Source organism: Arthrobacter sp. T572 (assembly GCF_056780115.1).
Window position 1 is genome coordinate 2,546,686 of the sequence record NZ_JBRAZQ010000002.1, and the last position, 18,390, is coordinate 2,565,075.

The 18,390-nt window shown below is 63.7% G+C and carries 12 protein-coding genes and 3 tRNA genes; 9 read left to right on the forward strand and 6 right to left on the reverse strand.

Annotation, left to right across the window (positions count from 1 at the left end):
• Positions 1-185: 185 nt before the first annotated feature.
• The 5 genes from serA to ilvD form a co-directional block, all read right to left on the reverse strand.
• Positions 186-1,781 carry a phosphoglycerate dehydrogenase gene (gene serA / locus ACUYMZ_RS12985; protein ID WP_426003103.1) on the reverse strand — a complete coding sequence of 532 codons (1,596 nt, stop codon included), beginning with the start codon at positions 1,779-1,781 and terminating at the stop codon, positions 186-188.
• A 253-nt stretch (positions 1,782-2,034) separates the two neighbouring features.
• Complete coding sequence (ilvC, locus tag ACUYMZ_RS12990) at positions 2,035-3,060, reverse strand: ketol-acid reductoisomerase (RefSeq protein ID WP_426003105.1); 1,026 nt, start codon at positions 3,058-3,060, stop codon at positions 2,035-2,037.
• Between the two features lie 68 nt (positions 3,061-3,128).
• The gene (gene ilvN / locus ACUYMZ_RS12995; protein ID WP_011775174.1) at positions 3,129-3,641 is read right to left on the reverse strand and encodes an acetolactate synthase small subunit; all 513 of its coding nucleotides are present in this window, start codon (positions 3,639-3,641) and stop codon (positions 3,129-3,131) included.
• A gap of 3 nt (positions 3,642-3,644) precedes the next feature.
• Complete coding sequence (locus tag ACUYMZ_RS13000) at positions 3,645-5,549, reverse strand: acetolactate synthase large subunit (RefSeq protein WP_442424420.1); 1,905 nt, start codon at positions 5,547-5,549, stop codon at positions 3,645-3,647.
• Positions 5,550-5,836: 287 nt separating this feature from the next.
• Positions 5,837-7,558, reverse strand: coding sequence for a dihydroxy-acid dehydratase (ilvD, locus tag ACUYMZ_RS13005; RefSeq protein WP_481603730.1), 1,722 nt, complete (start codon positions 7,556-7,558; stop codon positions 5,837-5,839).
• 234 nt (positions 7,559-7,792) lie between these two features.
• Here ilvD and ACUYMZ_RS13010 point away from each other — a divergent pair, with 234 nt between their 5' ends.
• The 4 genes from ACUYMZ_RS13010 (at position 7,793) to ACUYMZ_RS13025 (ending at position 10,348) form a co-directional block, all read left to right on the forward strand.
• Positions 7,793-8,671: a sunset domain-containing protein gene (locus tag ACUYMZ_RS13010; protein ID WP_481603732.1), complete on the forward strand. Its 879-nt coding sequence runs from the start codon at positions 7,793-7,795 to the stop codon at positions 8,669-8,671.
• A 108-nt stretch (positions 8,672-8,779) separates the two neighbouring features.
• Positions 8,780-9,892: a PQQ-dependent sugar dehydrogenase gene (locus ACUYMZ_RS13015; RefSeq protein ID WP_481605885.1), complete on the forward strand. Its 1,113-nt coding sequence runs from the start codon at positions 8,780-8,782 to the stop codon at positions 9,890-9,892.
• 104 nt (positions 9,893-9,996) lie between these two features.
• A tRNA-Lys gene (locus ACUYMZ_RS13020) sits at positions 9,997-10,072 on the forward strand.
• Between the two features lie 200 nt (positions 10,073-10,272).
• Positions 10,273-10,348, forward strand: a tRNA-Lys gene (locus tag ACUYMZ_RS13025).
• Positions 10,349-10,453: 105 nt separating this feature from the next.
• Here the strand turns inward: ACUYMZ_RS13025 and ACUYMZ_RS13030 are convergent.
• Positions 10,454-10,930, reverse strand: coding sequence for a MarR family winged helix-turn-helix transcriptional regulator (locus ACUYMZ_RS13030; protein WP_426003110.1), 477 nt, complete (start codon positions 10,928-10,930; stop codon positions 10,454-10,456).
• Positions 10,931-11,015: 85 nt separating this feature from the next.
• On the opposite strand from ACUYMZ_RS13030, the gene bcp reads away from it, so the two are divergent.
• The 5 genes from bcp (at position 11,016) to ACUYMZ_RS13055 (ending at position 18,352) form a co-directional block, all read left to right on the forward strand.
• Positions 11,016-11,489, forward strand: coding sequence for a thioredoxin-dependent thiol peroxidase (bcp, locus tag ACUYMZ_RS13035; RefSeq protein ID WP_442423611.1), 474 nt, complete (start codon positions 11,016-11,018; stop codon positions 11,487-11,489).
• 58 nt (positions 11,490-11,547) lie between these two features.
• A tRNA-Leu gene (locus tag ACUYMZ_RS13040) sits at positions 11,548-11,629 on the forward strand.
• Positions 11,630-11,811: 182 nt separating this feature from the next.
• Positions 11,812-13,476, forward strand: a complete 1,665-nt coding sequence (locus ACUYMZ_RS13045; RefSeq protein ID WP_481603734.1) for an ABC transporter substrate-binding protein — start codon at positions 11,812-11,814, stop codon at positions 13,474-13,476.
• A 79-nt stretch (positions 13,477-13,555) separates the two neighbouring features.
• The gene (locus ACUYMZ_RS13050) at positions 13,556-15,061 is read left to right on the forward strand and encodes a malate:quinone oxidoreductase (protein ID WP_426003114.1); all 1,506 of its coding nucleotides are present in this window, start codon (positions 13,556-13,558) and stop codon (positions 15,059-15,061) included.
• A gap of 69 nt (positions 15,062-15,130) precedes the next feature.
• The gene (locus ACUYMZ_RS13055) at positions 15,131-18,352 is read left to right on the forward strand and encodes an efflux RND transporter permease subunit (protein WP_481605887.1); all 3,222 of its coding nucleotides are present in this window, start codon (positions 15,131-15,133) and stop codon (positions 18,350-18,352) included.
• Positions 18,353-18,390: the final 38 nt, after the last annotated feature.

Consider the following 18,390-nt stretch of genomic DNA (forward strand, 5'->3'; position numbering starts at 1 on the left):
GGGCGCGCACACGTAGTCCGTGATTCCTCGAAAAACACAAAGGTATCCCGGGCCTGGTGTGCAAAAAGTAGTGGCCGGCCTGCTGCCGGGTCCGAATCCCGGACCCAGCCATTGTAAGCAGACCGGCCACCCTTACGTGTCAGGGGTGTGTCCCCGGCACGTCAACCTGGCGGTAGTAAGCAGGCTTAGTCTTCGAGGTCCACTTCGCGGACCATTTCTGCCCCAATACCGGCCTTAATGGCTTCCAGAACCTGCTGGGGAACGGAGCTGTCGATGGTCAGGAGGGCCAGAACCTGCCCACCTTCGGTCTGGCGCGCCACCTGCATGCCACCGATGTTGATGTTGTTCATGCCAAGGATGTGGCCGATGGTTCCGATGACACCCGGACGGTCGGCGTAGGCCACCACGACGAGGTGCTCGCTGATGGGGATTTCAACGTCGTAGCCGTTGACGCCCACCAGCTTCTCCACCTGCTTGGGACCGGTCAGGGTGCCCGCCACGGAGATCTGGGAGCCATCGCTGAGGGCACCGCGGATGGTCAGGACGTTGCGGTAGTCCTCGGCATCCGGGGTGGTGATCAGGCGGGTGTTGATGCCGCGCTGCTCCGCAATCACCGGAGCGTTGACGTAGGAAACCTGCTCCGTTACGACGTCCGCGAAGACGCCTTTCAGGGCGGCCAGCTCGAGGACCTTGACATCCAGGGCAGCGATTTCGCCGGCGACCTCGACGTCGATCTGGGTCAGGGAGGCGTGGGTCAGTGCGGTGAAGATGCGTCCAAGCTTTTCGATCAGCGGGATGCCTGGACGGATGTCCGGTGCGATCACGCCGCCGGCGACGTTGACTGCATCCGGAACGAGTTCCCCGGCCAGGGCCAGCCGGACGGACTTGGCTACCGATACGCCGGCCTTTTCCTGGGCCTCGTCCGTGGATGCACCCAGGTGCGGGGTGACCACGACGTTGTCCAGCTCGAAGAAGGGCAGGTCCGTGCTGGGCTCCTTGACGAAGACATCGACGCCAGCACCGGCAATCTGGCCTTCCTTGAGGGCAATGTAAAGTGCTTCCTCGTCCACCAGACCGCCACGGGCAACGTTGATCACGTAGGCCGTTTCCTTCATCTTGCGGAAGGCGTCTGCGCCCAGCATGCCGACGGTCTCAGGCGTCTTGGGCATGTGGATGGTGATGAAGTCGGAGTTTTCCAAAAGTTCATCAAGGGTGACGAGCTTGACGCCAAGCTGGGCAGCGCGGGCAGCCGTGATGTAGGGATCGTAGGCCAGGATTTCCGTGTCGAAACCCTGCAGGCGGGCAGCCACGAGCGCGCCGATGCGGCCAAGTCCGATAATGCCGATCTTCTTTTCGAACAGCTCGATGCCGGTGTACTTGGAGCGCTTCCACTCGCCGTTCTTGAGGGCGCTGCTGGCCTGGGGAATGTGGCGCGCGAGACTCAGGATGTGGCCCACCGTGAGTTCGGCCGCGGAGACGATATTGGAGGTGGGCGCGTTGACCACCATGACGCCGGCCTGGGTAGCGGACTTGATGTCCACGTTGTCCAGCCCCACGCCTGCACGGGCGATGACCTTGAGGTTCTTCGCGGCGGCGATGGCTTCGGCATCAACCTGGGTGGCCGAACGGACCAGGATAGCGTCGACGTCGGCAATGGCGGACAGCAACTGGGAGCGGTCGGCGCCGTCGGTCTGGCGGATCTCGAAATCCGGGCCCAATGCCTCGATGGTGGCGGGCGAAAGTTCCTCGGCAAGGAGGACGACGGGTTTGGTGGCTGACACGGGGTGGCACCTTACTTTGGACAACTTGGGAACAGTACTGGACAAGGAGCGGATGCGTGGCCCGGGCACGACGCCGGGACCAGCCCAGAATATCGAATCGGCGCTGTGAATCCGCTGCCGGGGGGTGATGTTACGGCCTGGGCAGGCTGTGTTGTGAAGAAGTTCACAGTCCTCCGCTGGGAGACGGACCACCGTGAAAACAGCAATGCCCGTCCGGCTGTGGAACGCCGGACGGGCATTGCTGGTGAACGGATCAGCGTGCAGCCGAGCCTTCAACGTAGTCCTCGTCCTGCTGCTGCCATGAGAAGAGGGAACGCAGCTCGCGGCCAACGCCTTCGATCGGGTGCTGCTCTGCCTTGGCGCGCAGTTCCTTGAACTCGACGGCACCGTTGTCCTGGTCGTCGATGAAACGCTTGGCAAACGCACCGGACTGGATGTCGGCCAGGACGGCCTTCATGTTTTCCTTCACCTCGGGGGTGATGACGCGCGGGCCGGAGACGTAGTCGCCGTACTCAGCGGTGTCGGAGACGCTCCAACGCTGCTTGGCGATGCCACCCTCCCACATGAGGTCGACAATGAGCTTGAGCTCGTGGAGCACCTCGAAGTAGGCGATCTGCGGCTGGTAGCCGGCTTCGGTCAGGGTTTCGAAGCCGTACTGGACCAGCTGGGAAACGCCACCGCAGAGGACGGACTGCTCGCCGAACAGGTCGGTTTCGGTCTCTTCGGTGAAGGTGGTCTTGATGACGCCGGCGCGGGTGCCGCCGATGGCCTTCGCGTAGGACTTGGCGAGGTCCCAGGCGGAACCGGAAGCGTCCTGCTCGACGGCGATGATGTCCGGGATGCCACGACCGGCTTCGAATTCGCGGCGCACGGTGTGGCCCGGAGCCTTCGGGGCAACCAGGATCACGTCGACGCCGGCCGGAGCCTCGATGTATCCGAAGCGGATGTTGAAGCCGTGGGCGAAGGCGAGGGCCTTGCCTTCAGTCAGCTTGTCCTTGATGGAGTCGTTGTAGATCGAGCGCTGGTGCTGGTCCGGCGCGAGGATCATGATGACATCGGCCCACTCGGCGGCGTCGGCAACGTTCTTGACGGTAAAGCCGGCATCCTGTGCCTTGGGTGCGGACTTGGAACCGTCCTTGAGCGCAATGACAACCTCGACGCCGGAATCGCGCAGGTTGAGCGCGTGGGCGTGGCCCTGCGAGCCATAGCCGACGATGGCAACCTTGCGACCCTGGATGATCGACAGGTCGGCGTCGTCGTCGTAGAACATTTCAGTCACTTGCGTAACTCCTCTTGAGTGTTTTCTGGATATTGATGTGGTGCTGCGGTTCGGGACACGACGGTCCGCTAGGCGGAGCGAAGCGCCCTGTCACTCATGGAGCGGGATCCCCGTCCAACGGCCAAGGTGCCGGACTGCACAATTTCGCGGATGCCGAAGGGCTCCAGCACTGAAAGCAATGCTGCGAGCTTCTCCGGAGTACCGGTGGCCTCGATCACCAACGAGTCTGTAGAGACGTCGACGACAGCGGCACGGAACAGGTCTGCAGCCTGGGTGACCTGCAGACGTGTTGCGGCATCCGCACGTACCTTGACCAGGATGTGGTCGCGTTGTACGGAAGATTCGGAAGTCAGTTCCACAATCTTGATCACGTTGACCAGTTTGTTGAGCTGCTTGGTGACCTGTTCGATGAGGTCGCCGTCGGCATCGACGACAACCGTCATGCGGGACATGCCTGGAACTTCGGTGGGTCCCACTGCCAGGGAGTTGATATTGAAGGCGCGGCGGGCGAAGAGGCTGGCAACGCGCGTCAACACACCCGGCTTGTCTTCAACCAGGACGGACAATGTGTGGCGGCTCATGGTTTAGTCCTCTTCTTCCCATTCCGGGGTCATGTTGCGGGCAACCTGGATCTGGTCATTGCTGACGCCGGCGGGGACCATCGGCCACACCATCGAGTTGGGGCTCACCACGAAGTCGACCACCACGGGGCGGTCGTTGATTTCAAGGGCCTTCCGGATGGTGGCGTCGATGTCCTCGTCCCGCTCGCAACGCAGGGCGGCGCAGCCGTAGGCCTCTGCCAGCTTGACGAAGTCCGGGATGCGGATGGTGTCGTGCCCGGTGTTGAGGTCGGTGTTCGAGTATCGGCCCTCATAGAAGAGGGTCTGCCACTGGCGGACCATTCCCAGCGAGGAGTTATTGATGATCGCGACCTTGATCGGGATGTTGTTGATGGCACAGGTTGCCAGTTCCTGGTTGGTCATCTGGAAACAGCCGTCACCGTCAATGGCCCAGACCACGCGGTCGGGTTCACCCACTTTGGCACCCATGGCGGCAGGGACCGAGTAGCCCATGGTGCCCGCTCCCCCGGAGTTCAGCCAGGCGTGCGGACGCTCGTAGTTGATGAACTGGGCAGCCCACATCTGGTGCTGCCCCACGCCCGCGACGTAGACGCCTTCGGGGCCGGTCAGCTCACCAATGCGCTTGATGACCCGCTGCGGGGCGCTCAGGCCATCTTCCGGTTCGGTCCAGCCGAGCGGATAGGTGTCCCGCAGGTTGTTCAGGAACGCCCACCACGTGTCGAGGTCCGGGGTGCCGGTCTGCTCGAACTGTGCCTTCACGGCCTCAGTCAGTTCCGGAATGATTTCCTTGACCGAGCCCACGATCGGCACATCGGCCGTACGGTTCTTCGAGATTTCGGCGGGGTCGATGTCCGCGTGGATGACCTTGGCAAAGGGGGCGAAGGTCTTCAGCACGCCCGTGACCCGGTCATCGAACCTCGCACCGAGGGTGATGAGGAGGTCGGCCTGCTGGAGCGCCGTCACAGCGGATACCGCTCCGTGCATGCCCGGCATGCCCACATGCTGCGGGTGGGAATCGGGGAATGAACCGCGGGCCATCAGCGTGGTGACCACGGGCGCACCGGTGGCTTGGGCCAACTCCATGAGTTCAGCGGAGGCGTGGCCCTTGACGACGCCGCCGCCCACGTACAGGACCGGCTTGCTGGCGGCGGCAATGAGCTTGGCCGCCTCGCGGACCTGCTTGTTGTGGCCGCGGACCACAGGCCGGTAGCCGGGCAGGTCCACCTTGGGGGGCCAGGAGAAGGTCATCTGGCCCACCTGGGCATCCTTGGCAATGTCCACGAGGACGGGGCCCGGACGGCCGGTGGAGGCCAGATGGAAGGCCTCGGCCATGACATGCGGGATGTCGTTGGGGTCCGTCACCAGGAACGAATGCTTGGTGATGGGCATGGTGATGCCCACGATGTCGGCTTCCTGGAAGGCGTCCGTACCAATGACGCCACTGGAGACCTGGCCGGTGATGGCCACCATCGGCACGGAGTCCATGTGGGCATCCATGATGGCGGTAACGAGGTTGGTGGCACCGGGGCCCGAGGTGGCGATGCAAACGCCAACCCGTCCGGTAACCATGGCGTAGCCTTGCGCGGCGTGGCCGGCTCCCTGTTCGTGACGGACCAGGATGTGATTCATCCGGGAGGCCATCAAGGGGTCGTAGGTGGGCAGGATCGCGCCACCGGGCAAACCGAAAATATCGTCCACGCCGAGTTCTTCGAGCGAACGGACAATTGCTTGCGAGCCGGTCATCACCGTTGGGGGTACAACGTTGTTCGGCCCAAGGACAGGAGAGAGAGGTGCAGCAGCGTCGACGACGACGGCCTCGGCCGAACGGTCGAACTTTTCCGGAGCTTTAGTGGCTCCAGCGGACTTTGCAGCCATCAGCGAGGGGCTGATCGGCGATCCTTTGCTCATCGGACTCTTCCTTGTGGATCTTCTGTTGAATGGGTCTTGCAAATAAAAAAACCCCTCAGCCTTGCGGCTCTTCGAGGGGTTTGCGCGTGACAGTTCGTTACCAGTCGGGCTATGCCACGCGCTTGGTAAGGACGACGACGCCGACGGTAACGAATGAGATCATGCGTTCAGTGTTCCCTCTAAGTGAGATACGTGTCAATCGAGCACCATCGTATCCCACTATTTGGACAACGGTGTCCAAGTGCCGGACTCCGCCCCGTGGAGAAGGCGGAGCCCAGGCCAGGTATTCAGCCGCAGTAGGCGCCGGTGGAGGCGCTGTGGACGAGCTTGGCGTACTTCGCCAGGACACCCTTGGTGAACTTCGCCGGCAAGGGTTCCCAGCCGGCCCTGCGGGCTTCGAGCTCCGCGGCATCGACGAGCAGGTCGAAGGAACGGGCCGCGATATCCACCCGGATTCGGTCGCCGTCCCGCACGAAGGCGATCGGACCGCCGTCGACGGCTTCCGGCGCAACGTGCCCGATGCACAAACCGGTGGTGCCGCCGGAGAAGCGGCCGTCCGTGAGCAGCAGGACATCCTTGCCCAAACCAGCCCCCTTGATGGCACCGGTAATGGCAAGCATTTCACGCATGCCGGGACCACCCTTGGGGCCTTCATAGCGGATCACCACGACGTCGCCCTTGTGGATTTCGCCATGGTCCAAGGCATCCAGGGCACCCTGTTCCCGCTCGAAGACACGCGCGGTGCCCTCGAAAATGTCGGCGTCGAAGCCGGCGGTCTTCACGACGGCCCCTTCAGGAGCCATGGAGCCGTGGAGGATGGTGATGCCACCGGTCTTGTGGATGGGGTTGTCCAGGGCGCGCAGGATCTTCCCGTCCAGGTCCGGCGGATTGATGGAGGCGAGGTTCTCCGCGAGCGTCTTGCCCGTGACGGTGAGGCAGTCGCCGTGCAGCAGACCGGCGTCGAGCAGTGCCTTCATGATGACCGGCACGCCACCGATCCTGTCCACGTCCGTCATGACATAGCGCCCAAAAGGCTTGAGGTCGCCCAGGTGCGGGATCTTGTCGCCGATCCTGTTGAAGTCATCCAACGACAGCTCCACCTGGGCCTCGCGGGCGATCGCCAGCAGGTGCAGGACCGCATTGGTGGAACCGCCGAACGCCATGGTGACGGCGATGGCGTTTTCAAAGGCCTTCTTGGTCATGATGTCGCGCGCGGTGATTCCCAGGCGCAGCAGGTTGACGACAGCCTCGCCCGACTTGCGGGCAAATTCGTCACGACGGCGGTCTGCCGAAGGAGGCGCCGCGGACCCCGGCAGCGACATGCCCAGCGCCTCTCCGATGCAGGCCATGGTGTTCGCCGTGTACATGCCGCCGCACGCACCTTCGCCCGGGCAAATGGCTTTCTCAATCCGATCCAGGTCTTCGCGGCTCATTTTCCCCGCTGCGCAGGCCCCCACGGCTTCGAAGGCATCGATCAGGGTGACTTCCTTCTCCGAACCGTCCTCAAGCTTGACCCAGCCGGGCATGATCGACCCGGCATAAAGGAAGACGCTGGCAAGGTCCAGTCGCGCGGCCGCCATGAGCATGCCTGGCAGGGATTTGTCGCACCCTGCCAGGAGAACCGAGCCGTCAATACGCTCCGCCTGCATGACGGTTTCCACCGAGTCGGCGATGACCTCGCGGGAAACCAGCGAGAAGTGCATGCCCTCGTGGCCCATGGAGATGCCGTCCGATACGGAGATCGTCCCGAACTGCATCGGGAACCCGCCGCCTGCATGGACGCCTTCCTTGGCGCCCTGGGCGAGTCGGTTGAGGGAAAGGTTGCAGGGCGTGATCTCGTTCCAGGAGCTCGCCACACCGATTTGGGGCTTGGCGAAGTCGTCGTCGCCCATTCCGACGGCACGGAACATGCCGCGGGCGGGCGCGGCATGGATGCCGTCCGTGACTGCCCGGCTCCGGGGCTTGATGTCCGGCTTGGTGGCTGTGGGAGTAGGGGTGGCGTCACTCATGAGCCAAAGTCTATGTGTCCGGCCCTCCCCCGGCGACGGGAAACCCGGATTAAGTGGGAAACCTGCGAATATTTCAGGCGCTGCCTGAGCGGCCCCTGAATGCGCCGCGCACTGAAGGAATCCCGGCGCACAACCATACCGCCTCTCCGGCGGCGGGATGCTGGACAGCCCAATTCCGGCGACGTAACGTCGGGAACACCACTAACTGCACCCTGTGAGCAGAAGGGCTACACCATGGATTGGTTGATCTGGGTCATCGTCATTGTTGTCGTGGTAGCCGTCGTCTGGTGGCTGATGAGCCGCAACACCGGCAAAAACCAGGTAGCGGCGTCCTCGGGAGAAGCCCGCGCGGGCGCACCGGGCCGGCCCGGTAACAGTTCGCCGGCCGCTACGGAACCGGCCAATACGCGTTCCGTCCCCGAGACAGCTGCCGCAGCCGCAGGCGTGGCAGGACTGGCAGGCGTTACCAACCTGGGCAAGGCCGCTTCGGAGGGCAGCGGCCCCGTCGATGAAGAACCCACCGGAGTACATCCACCTGCTGATTCGCCGGCCGTCCAGGAGCCAGTGCTCGACAAGCCTGAAGTGGCCGAACCTGCGTTGGACGAGCCCGTGGTGGATACGGCCGCTGTCGATTCACCGGCCGCGGATCCAGCTTCCCCCGCCGGGGCCGCCACGGGCGGCGACGTGGATGACTGGGAGGACTCCCCTGCAGACGCGTCCGCAAACACCTCTGCCGACCGGGCGGAGTGGGAATCGTCGTGGACTGACGCCCAGGGAACCCCCGTCCACCACCACGAATACACCGATCCACACGCCCCTACCCTTCCGGGCGCGGAAACGGCCGCCGCAGAAGAAGAAGGTACGGTGGCGCCCGACACCGCCGCAGCATCAGGGCATCTCGCCGCGGACCACCCCTATGGTGTCGGTTCGGCCGCGCCGGCCCAGGACGGTTCAGGCCCGGAGGGATACCCCGTCAAGGCAGAAGCCGCTTCCATGACCTACTACGACGAAGATTCAACCGGGTACGCAGAGGCCGGAGCTGATGTGTGGTTCGAATCGCCGGCCCATGCCGAGGCTGCCGGCTTCCGGCCACCGCGCCGCACCCGTTATTGAGGAGACTGCGGCAAGGGAACCGGAGGGACCAGCGTGACCGGCGTCAAACATCACCGCGGCAGGGCTAAAGCTCTGCGTGCACGGTCCGCCGTCGCACTGGCGGCGGGGATGCTGCTGATCGCCGGATGCACAGGCACCCCCTCCCAGCCGGGCACCGCCGCGACCCCGGGCTCCGGAGCCACGCCCGGATCCGGGTCGCCCGGTGCAACCGCCCCGACGGCGGGCAGGACCTCAGCACCGCCAGCCGCTGCCACACCGCCCACCCTGGTGGTGGAGCAAAAGCTCGACGCCGGCCTGCAGCTGCCATGGTCCGTCGTCTTCCTGCCGGACGCCACGGCGGTAGTCTCCGAGCGCGACTCGGCGCTGGTCAAGAGCATCCGGGACGGCCGCACCACCACGGTCGGCGAGGTTCCCGGCGTCGACCCTGGCGGCGAAGGGGGCCTGCTGGGACTGGCCCTGTCCCCTACCTTTGCCAGCGACCGCTGGCTCTACGCGTATTTCACGGCTGCGAGCGATAACCGGATAGCCCGGATGAAACTGACAGAAGATGCCTCCGGGAACCTGGCACTGGGCACTCCCGACGTCATTTTCTCCGGCATGTCCAAAGCTTCCACCCATAACGGCGGACGGATCCGGTTCGGTCCCGATGGTTATCTGTACGTGGGAACGGGCGACTCACAGCGCCGGGAACAACCCCAGGACACGAACGCCCTGGGCGGCAAGATCCTCCGGCTGACCGCGGAAGGAAAGGCCGCTCCGGGCAACCCGTTCGGCGACAACCCCGTCTACAGCTACGGGCACCGGAACGTGCAAGGCCTGGCCTGGGACAGTGAGGGCCGCCTCTGGGCCAGTGAATTCGGTCCTGACGTTGATGACGAGCTCAACCTCATCATTCCCGGCGGCAATTATGGCTGGCCTGCTGTTACCGGCGCCCCGGGCCGCAGCGGCTTCCTGGACGCCAAGGTCGTCTGGCCGTCCACCTCGGAAGCATCGCCCAGCGGACTGGAAATCGTGGACGGAGTCGCCTACACCGGCGCCCTGCGTGGTCAACGCCTCTGGGCTGTGCCGCTTGATGGGGAGACAGCCGGCGCCCCGGTGGCTTGGTTCACGGGTGAGTACGGCCGGCTCAGGGACGTCGCTGCCGCGCCGGGGGGTGCTCTGTGGGTGCTGAGTAACAACAGAAATCCCGATTTCGCGCTGGTATTGCGGTCGTCCCGCTAACGCCTTCCAGCCGATTTCACACATCCGGCGTTCTCGTGTAGAGTTACTTGTCGTTGCGGAGATCGCTGAGGCAGAAACTGCCCGGGGATTACCAATAAACAGCTGCACCTCTAGCTCAACTGGCAGAGCAATTGACTCTTAATCAATGGGTTCCGGGTTCGAGTCCCGGGGGGTGCACCACAACAAGGCTCCGGAGTGATTCACTCCGGAGCCTTTTTTCGTTCCAGAACCTTCTTAATGCGGCCACCCCAGGCATCGAAAGTGTGATGCGTCACTCTGAGCCGTTTTTGGTCATAACCACCCACAAGGTGGTGTAGTGTTATCTGTCGTTGCGGAGGTCAACAGGGAAAGAAAAAGCCCTGGACACCAACACAACAGCTGCACCTCTAGCTCAACTGGCAGAGCAATTGACTCTTAATCAATGGGTTCCGGGTTCGAGTCCCGGGGGGTGCACCACGAGAAAAGGCTCCGGACCACTGATGCGGTCCGGAGCCTTTTTGTTTTCGTCCTGGTACGTGATGCGCAGGAGGGCCGGCCCGGGGGCCGGCCCTCCTGCAATTCCTACAAACTGCCGTCCTGGGGCGCCCCGGGGAACGGCTCTCCGGCTGGACGGTCGAGGACCGGCGCGCCCGCAAGGCCCCGCACCACGAGCCTCAGTTCCTCGCGGAGGCGGGATGTGTCCACAGCCACCGGAGCCAGAACGTCCTGCTCAAGCCTGACCGCCTCGGCCAACGCCGCCGAACCCGCCTCTGTGAGTGTCACCACATGGCTGCGTCTGTCCGAGTCGCTGCGCTGGCGGCTGACGTGCCCGTGCAACTCCAGCCTGGCGAGCGTAGTGCCCATTGTCTGCGCCTTGACCCGCGCGACTTCAGCCAAGGCAGCCTGTGTAATGGGCCCTTTCGCCGCAAGGACCTGCATGGCAATCACCCCGGCGTGGGTCAATCCGATGTTCTTCAATTTTTCATTCCACGAGATTTCCACAAGCCGCGCCGCCGTCGAAAGCAATCGCGTAGTGGGCCATCTCTCCATATCCGGCATGCCGACAGTATATGCGCGGAGAGGGTGAAGCCGTGGCTTCTCCCCACTAAGCTGGGGAGTCGCCCACGTATGCAAGGAGTAAATTTTGGCCGAACGACTCACCCCAGGCACCACTGCCCCGGAGTTCACCCTCCCGGACGCGGCAGGCAATTCAGTCAGCCTTTCGGATTTCCGGGGCAGGAAAACGATTGTCTATTTCTACCCGGCCGCATCCACGCCGGGCTGCACCAAACAAGCCTGCGATTTCCGCGACTCCCTGGCTTCCCTGCAGGCAGCCGGCTACCAAGTGGTGGGGATTTCCCCTGATCCCGTCAAGTCCCTGGCCGCCTTTGCCGAAGCCGAAAGCCTGACCTTCCCCCTGTTGTCCGACGAGGATCACGCAGTAGCCGAGGCCTACGGCGCCTGGGGCGAGAAGAAGAACTACGGCAAGACCTACATGGGGCTTATCCGTTCGACCGTGGTGGTTGATCCCGCGGGGCACATCCAACTGGCCCAGTACAACGTCCGCGCCACCGGGCATGTTGCCAAGCTCCGGCGGGACCTGAAACTGGACAGCTAACGGGTACACTGGAGGCCGGTGGAAGCCCGACTGTCCCCCGGACAGCCGGCCACCATCCGCGCGAGTGGTGAAATTGGCAGACACGCAGGATTTAGGTTCCTGTGCCTTCGGGCGTGGGGGTTCAAGTCCCCCCTTGCGCACAGTTGTCGAGGCACCCCTGGCCCACGGGCCGGGGGTGTTTTTTCCTCAAGCAGACGGGGACTGCCCTGACGCGGTGCGTGCAGCACCAAGCCACGCAGCGCAACCATGAGGTTCATCTAGACTGGAATGCGGTCTGGCCGAAGCCGGCCACAGCACTTCCGACCGGCTTGAGGGGACAAGAGTGGCAAGCAGCACAATGCGGCGGCTGACGAAACAGCTTGGGGCCATTTCCATGGCACTGGCCCTTGCGGCTTGCACGGGAACACCGGGGCCCTCCCCTTCTTCCTCCACCAGCAGCCCGGCAGCCGAACCAACCGCCACCTTCAATTTCGGGACAGCCTCCATGCCCCTGGGATTGGACCCGGCGATGACGGCAGACTCGGAGTCCTACCGCGTGACCCGCCAGGTCCTCGAAGGACTGGTGGGAGTGGACGGCGGGACCGGACAGACCACCGCACTGCTGGCCACCGAATGGAAAGACAGCAACAACGGCCTCACCTACGACTTCACCCTGCGGCCCAACGTCACGTTCCACGACGGCACCGTCTTTGACGCGGCCGCAGTCTGCGCCAACTTCAACCGGTGGTTCACGTTCCCCGCCGAACTGCGGAAGCAGGTTCCAGGCATCTCCTTCCAAGGGGTTTTCAAGGCCTACTCGGATGAGCCGGTGTTCTCGATCTTCAAGGACTGCGAAGTTGTTTCACCGGGCAACGTGCAAATCAACCTCACGCGGCCCTTCACCGGTTTCCTGCAGGCCCTGACACTCCCGGCATTTGCGATCTCCTCGCCCAAGGCATTGGAGACCGGGACCGCCAACGTGCTGGACCAGACCCGCAACGGGCAGGCCGTATCGGCATATTCCGGCCATCCCGTAGGAACCGGCCCCTACCAGTTCAGCACCTGGGATGAGCAGAAGATCACGCTGGCCACGAACAAGGGCTATTGGGGCAACAAGGGCCAGATTGCCACCATCAATTTCATCCCCTACGACCGTGCCGAAACCCGCCAGCAGGCATTGCTGGACGGCAAGATCGATGCCTACGACCTCGTCACCCCGGGGACCTTCGATGAGCTGGTCAAACGGGGCGTCCAGATCATCCAGCGCGACCCCTTCTCCGTGATGTACCTGGGCATGAACCAGGCCGTGGCACCGCTGGAAAAGCTGGAAGTGCGCCAGGCGATCGAGATGGCCATCGATAAGGAAACCCTGATCCGCAGGTTCTTTATCGACAACACCGCGCAGGCATCGCAGTTTGTGCCGCCCAAGCTCAGTGGCTTCAACAACAACGCCCCGTCGCTGGGATACAACCCGGACAAGGCCAAGGAACTCCTGGCAAAGGCCGGCTACAAGGGCGAGGAACTGAAGTTCTACTACCCGCAGAACGCCACCCGCGCCTACCTGCCCACGCCGGAAAAGATTTACGCCGAAATCAGCAGGCAGCTGGTGGCCGTGGGCCTGAACATCAAACCGGTTCCGGTGCCCTGGGAGTCGGGCTACCTGCAGAAGGTCCAGTCCCCGGGTGACCACGCTCTGCACCTGCTGGGATGGAACGGTTCCTACGCAGATGCCGACAACTTCCTGGGACCCCTGTTCGGCGAGTCCCGCGGCGAATTCGGCTACACGGATTCCGAGGTCTTCCACAAGATCGAGAGGGCGCGGGCCCTTCCCAACGGCGACGACCGGAACACCCAGTACCAGGCCATCAACGCCGAGATTGCGGCCTCCGTCCCGGCTGTTCCCATCGCCTTCCCGATCTCTGCCCTGGCACTGTCCGACAAGGTGGAAAGCTACCCCGCATCCCCTGTCCTCAACGAAGTTTTCACAAACGTCCGCCTAAAGCCTTGACGATTCCCGGCAATTTCAGTATTGGGTCCGCGCGGGGATATTCTGTGACAGCCAGTGCCGCCCCTATCGGAGATTGATTGTGACCTTCATTTCCAAGACTCAACATGCCGACGTCGTCCTCATAGGCGGCGGAATCATGAGTGCCACCCTGGGTGCGTTCATCAAGCAGCTTGAACCCACCTGGACCATCTCCCTGTTCGAACGCCTCGACGAAGCGGGACTCGAAAGCTCCGGCCCCTGGAACAATGCCGGCACGGGACACGCTGCGCTGTGTGAGCTCAACTACTCACCTGCTGCCAAGGACGGTTCAGTGGATCCGTCAAAGGCAATCCACATCAACGAGCAATTCCAGCTCTCCCGGCAATTTTGGTCCCACCTGGTGGACACCAAGGTCATCGGCTCCCCCAAAGGTTTCATCAACACCGTTCCGCACATGAGTTTCGTCATTGGCGACGACCACGCGAACTTCCTGAAGACACGTTACGAGGCCCTCAAGCCGAACACGCTCTTCCGCAGCATGGAGTACTCCGAAGACCAGGCCCGTATCGCCCAGTGGGCTCCCCTGATCGTCAAGGGCCGCGACGCCAAGCAGCGCGTTGCCGCTACCCGCGCGGCGGAAGGCACCGACGTCGACTTCGGCGCCTTGACGCGTGAGTTGACCACCTATCTGCAAAGCAGCGGCGCGGAGGTCAACTACGGCCACGACGTCACCGACGTCGAGCGGGCGTCCGGAGGCGGCTGGAACCTCTCCATCAAGCACCGCAAGTCCGGTGAGCACGGCCGGATCCACGCCAAGTTCGTCTTTGTCGGAGCTGGCGGCGGCGCGCTGCACCTCCTGCAGGCATCGGGCATTCCGGAAAGCAAGGGCTACGGCGGGTTCCCGGTATCCGGCCAGTTCTTCCGCTGCACGGATGATTCGATCACTTCCCAGCACAGCGCCAAGGTGTACGGCCAGGCTTCGGTAGGCGCGCCTCCGATGTCCGTGCCCCACCTGGACACCCGCTTCGTCAACGGCAAGCGTTCGCTGCTCTTTGGACCGTACGCCGGTTTCTCCACCAACTTCCTCAAATCCTCCAGCTACTGGGACCTGCCCCTGTCGATCCGCCCGGGAAACATCATTCCCATGCTGGCGGTCGCCAAGGACAACATGGACCTCACGGCCTACCTCATCAAGGAAGTGGCCAAGCGCCACGAGGCAAAGGTGGAGTCGCTCCGGGAGTACTACCCGGAAGCAAAAGGCGGAGACTGGGAACTCATCACCGCCGGGCAGCGTGTACAGATCATCAAGAAACACCCGCAGAAGGGTGGTGTCCTGCAGTTCGGCACCGAGGTCATCGCATCGCGCGACGGTTCCATCGGTGCCTTGCTCGGCGCCTCCCCTGGAGCGTCCACAGCCGTTCCCATCATGATCGAGCTGCTCCAGAAGTCCTTCCCCAAGAACTTCAAGGGCTGGCAGTCCAAGCTCAAGGACATGATGCCCGGCTACGGCGTCAAGCTCAACGAGAACCCCGAGCTCGCTGCCGAGCTCGAGGCGAGCACGGCGCGCTCCCTGCAACTCGACGGGGCCAACGCCCTCAAGAGCTAGGCAACTGAAGAGGCTGCGGCCGGTTCCCGTCAGCCGAAGGAATCCGTACTCCAGGAGACGATGACTGACATGTTCCGCTTGGCCAGATTGTCCCTGGGTAACCGTGCATTGATCGCGCTGATCACCGTCTTTGCGGCGGTGTTCGGCGTGATCACCATGGGGTCGTTGAAGCAGGAACTCATCCCGTCGATCGAGTTCCCCCAGATCACCGTGGTGACGTCCATGCCGGGGGCTTCTCCGGAAGTCGTGGACAAGCAGTTGAGCCAGCCGCTGGAAACGGCGCTGAACAGTGTGGAGGGCCTGGAGTCCACCACCTCCACGTCCCGCAACGGCGTTTCGCAGATCACCATGGTGTTCGCCTATGGTTCCAACCTCGACCGCGCGCGGAACCAGATCGACCGCGCCATCTCGAATGCCAAGCGGGTCCTGCCTGCAGATGTGGAACCGCAGTCCATTGCGGGCAACATCAGCGACTTCCCGATCGTTTTCCTCGCGGTATCATCCGACAAGCCGCTCAGTGAGCTCAACGCGGACCTGCAACGCCTGAGTGTCCCCCGCTTGCAGAAACTCGACGGCGTCCGCGGAGCCGAGGTGACGGGCGGCGCCAGCCAGCACATCCTGGTCCAGCCCCGCCCCGCGGAGCTCGCGGCAGCCGGCGCCTCCGTCCAGGCCATCAGCGACGCCCTGAAAAACAACGGGGCACTGGTTCCGGTGGGCACCATCGAGGACCAGGGCAAAACCCTGTCCCTGCAACTCGGCAGCCCGGTGGATTCCGTGGACGTCATCAAGGGCCTTCCCTTGGCGGGCGGCGGGAGCTCCGCAACGATCGGCTCCGTGGCCGACGTCAGCATCGAGGATGATGCGCCAACCTCGATCACCCGCACCAACGGCAAACCCACGCTGGCCCTGTCAGTGACCAAGAAGCCGGAAGGCGACACGGTGGCGATTTCCCATGCCGTGCGTGACGCAATCGGCCCGATGGAAGCCGAGTTGGGCAACAATGCCTCGTTCACGCCCGTGTTCGACCAGGCACCCTTCATCGAAAAGTCCATCAAGGACCTCACCACCGAGGGCCTGCTGGGCCTGGGCTTCGCCGTCGCCGTCATCCTCGTGTTCCTGATGTCCGTACGGTCCACGCTGGTGACTGCGGTGTCCATTCCGCTTTCCTTGTTGATCACGTTCATCGGGATCTCCGCCACGGGGTACTCGCTGAATATCCTCACCCTCGGAGCCCTGACCATCGCGATCGGGCGTGTGGTGGATGACTCGATCGTGGTGATCGAGAACATCAAGCGCCACCTCAGCTACGGGGAAGACAAACTCACGGCGATCCTGACCTCCATCCGTGAGGTAGCGGGGGCCATCACGGCCTCCACCTTGACGACAGTCGCGGTCTTCCTCCCCATCGCATTCGTGGGCGACCTGGCAGGTGAGCTGTTCCGTCCGTTCGCCTTGACCGTGACCATCGCCCTCCTGTCGTCGCTGCTGGTATCCCTGACGATCGTCCCGGTCCTTGCCTACTGGTTCCTCGCCTCACCGCGCCGGGGCGGGCAGGCTGCGGCCGGCCCCGAGGACGCCAGGACCGTCGCGGACAGGGCCCGGGAAGCTGAGCAGAAGTCCCGCCTGCAGCGAGGGTACTTGCCCATCCTTGCCTCAACGCAGAAACATCCTGTGGCCACCCTTTCGGCAGCTGCGCTCATCCTGGTGGCGACGGTGGCCGCCACTCCCCTCCTGGCGACGGACCTGCTGGGCCGGTCCGGTGAGAACAGCATGACAGTCCGCCAGGTACTCCCTGCCGGCACCAGCCTGGAAGCGACCAGCAACGAGGCCGCCAAGGTCGAAGAAGCCCTGCGGGACCTGGAAGGCATCAAGGATATCCAGGTGACCTCCGGGAATGCGCAGACCGGCTTCGCTGCCCTGACCTCCACCGGCGCCTCGAACTCGACCTTCACGATCGTGACGGATGAGAAAGTAAATCAGAAACAGCTGCAGGACGATGTCAGGGCAAAACTCGAAGGCCTGCCCGGAAAGATCACCGTGGGATCCCAGCAGGGCGGATTCGGAACCTCGTCCACGGTGGACATCACCATCCGGGCCTCCAATTCCGCGGACCTGCAAAGCGCCAGCGACACCATGGTGAAGGCCATGGAAGGGGTACCGGGCAGCACGGAAGTTGCCACCAACCTGGCCGCCAGCCAGGCCGTTGTCCAGGTCCGGGTCGACAGGGCGAAAGCCGTGGCGGCGGGACTGACGGAGCAGCAGGTGGGAGCGGTCCTGGCCACCACGGTCAGCCCCATCCCGGCGGGTACGGTCCGGATCGGGACGAACGATTACCCGGTACTGATCGGAAAGGGTACGCGTTTCACCAGCATCGCCGCCGTCCGCGCCCTCCCGCTGCCCACACCCCGCGGCAGCATCACCCTGGAGTCGATTGCCTCGGTGGAGCAGGTGGAAACGCCGGTTTCAATTACCAGCAGCAACGGCCAGCGCACCGCAAGGGTGAGCGTCACGCCGTCGGGCTCCAACCTTGGCAGCGTCAGCGCCGCTGTCCAGGAGCGGCTCGCGGACGTCCAGCTGCCGGCGGGCGTCACGGCAACTGTCGGCGGTGCCACCACGCAGCAGGCAGAGTCGTTCCAGCAGCTGGGCCTGGCCCTGTTGGCAGCGATCGCGATCGTCTACGTCATCATGGTGGCCGCTTTCAAGTCGCTCATCCAACCGCTCATCCTGCTGGTGTCCGTGCCCTTTGCCGCCACCGGAGCGGTGGGCCTCCTCCTGCTGACCGGCGTACCACTTGGCCTGCCGTCCCTGATCGGGATGTTGATGTTGGTGGGCATTGTGGTGACCAATGCCATTGTGCTGATCGACCTTATCAACCAGTACCGCAAGCCGCACGACGGCAGCGCGGGCATGAGCGTAGCGGACGCCATTACGCATGGTGCACGGCAACGCCTTCGGCCCATCCTCATGACCGCCCTGGCCACCGTCTTCGCACTGACTCCCATGGCTTTGGGACTGACCGGCGGCGGGGGTTTCATTTCCCAGCCGTTGGCGATCGTCGTGATCGGCGGCCTGGTGTCCTCGACCGCCCTGACCCTGGTGCTTGTTCCCGTGCTCTACAAGCTGGTTGAAGGCCGCCGCGAGAAGAAGCAGCTCCTGAAGGATCTGCAGAACCGACCCGCCGTCCGCCAGGGCAACGGCAACGGCAACGGCTCTGACGAATTCCTCGACTGGACCACCGGGATGGTGCCCCGGGTCAGCGGACGTCGCGCCGCAGCCAACCCTGCGGAATAGCCGCACGGCGCCACTTGCAGTACCAGAAGGGCCGGGAA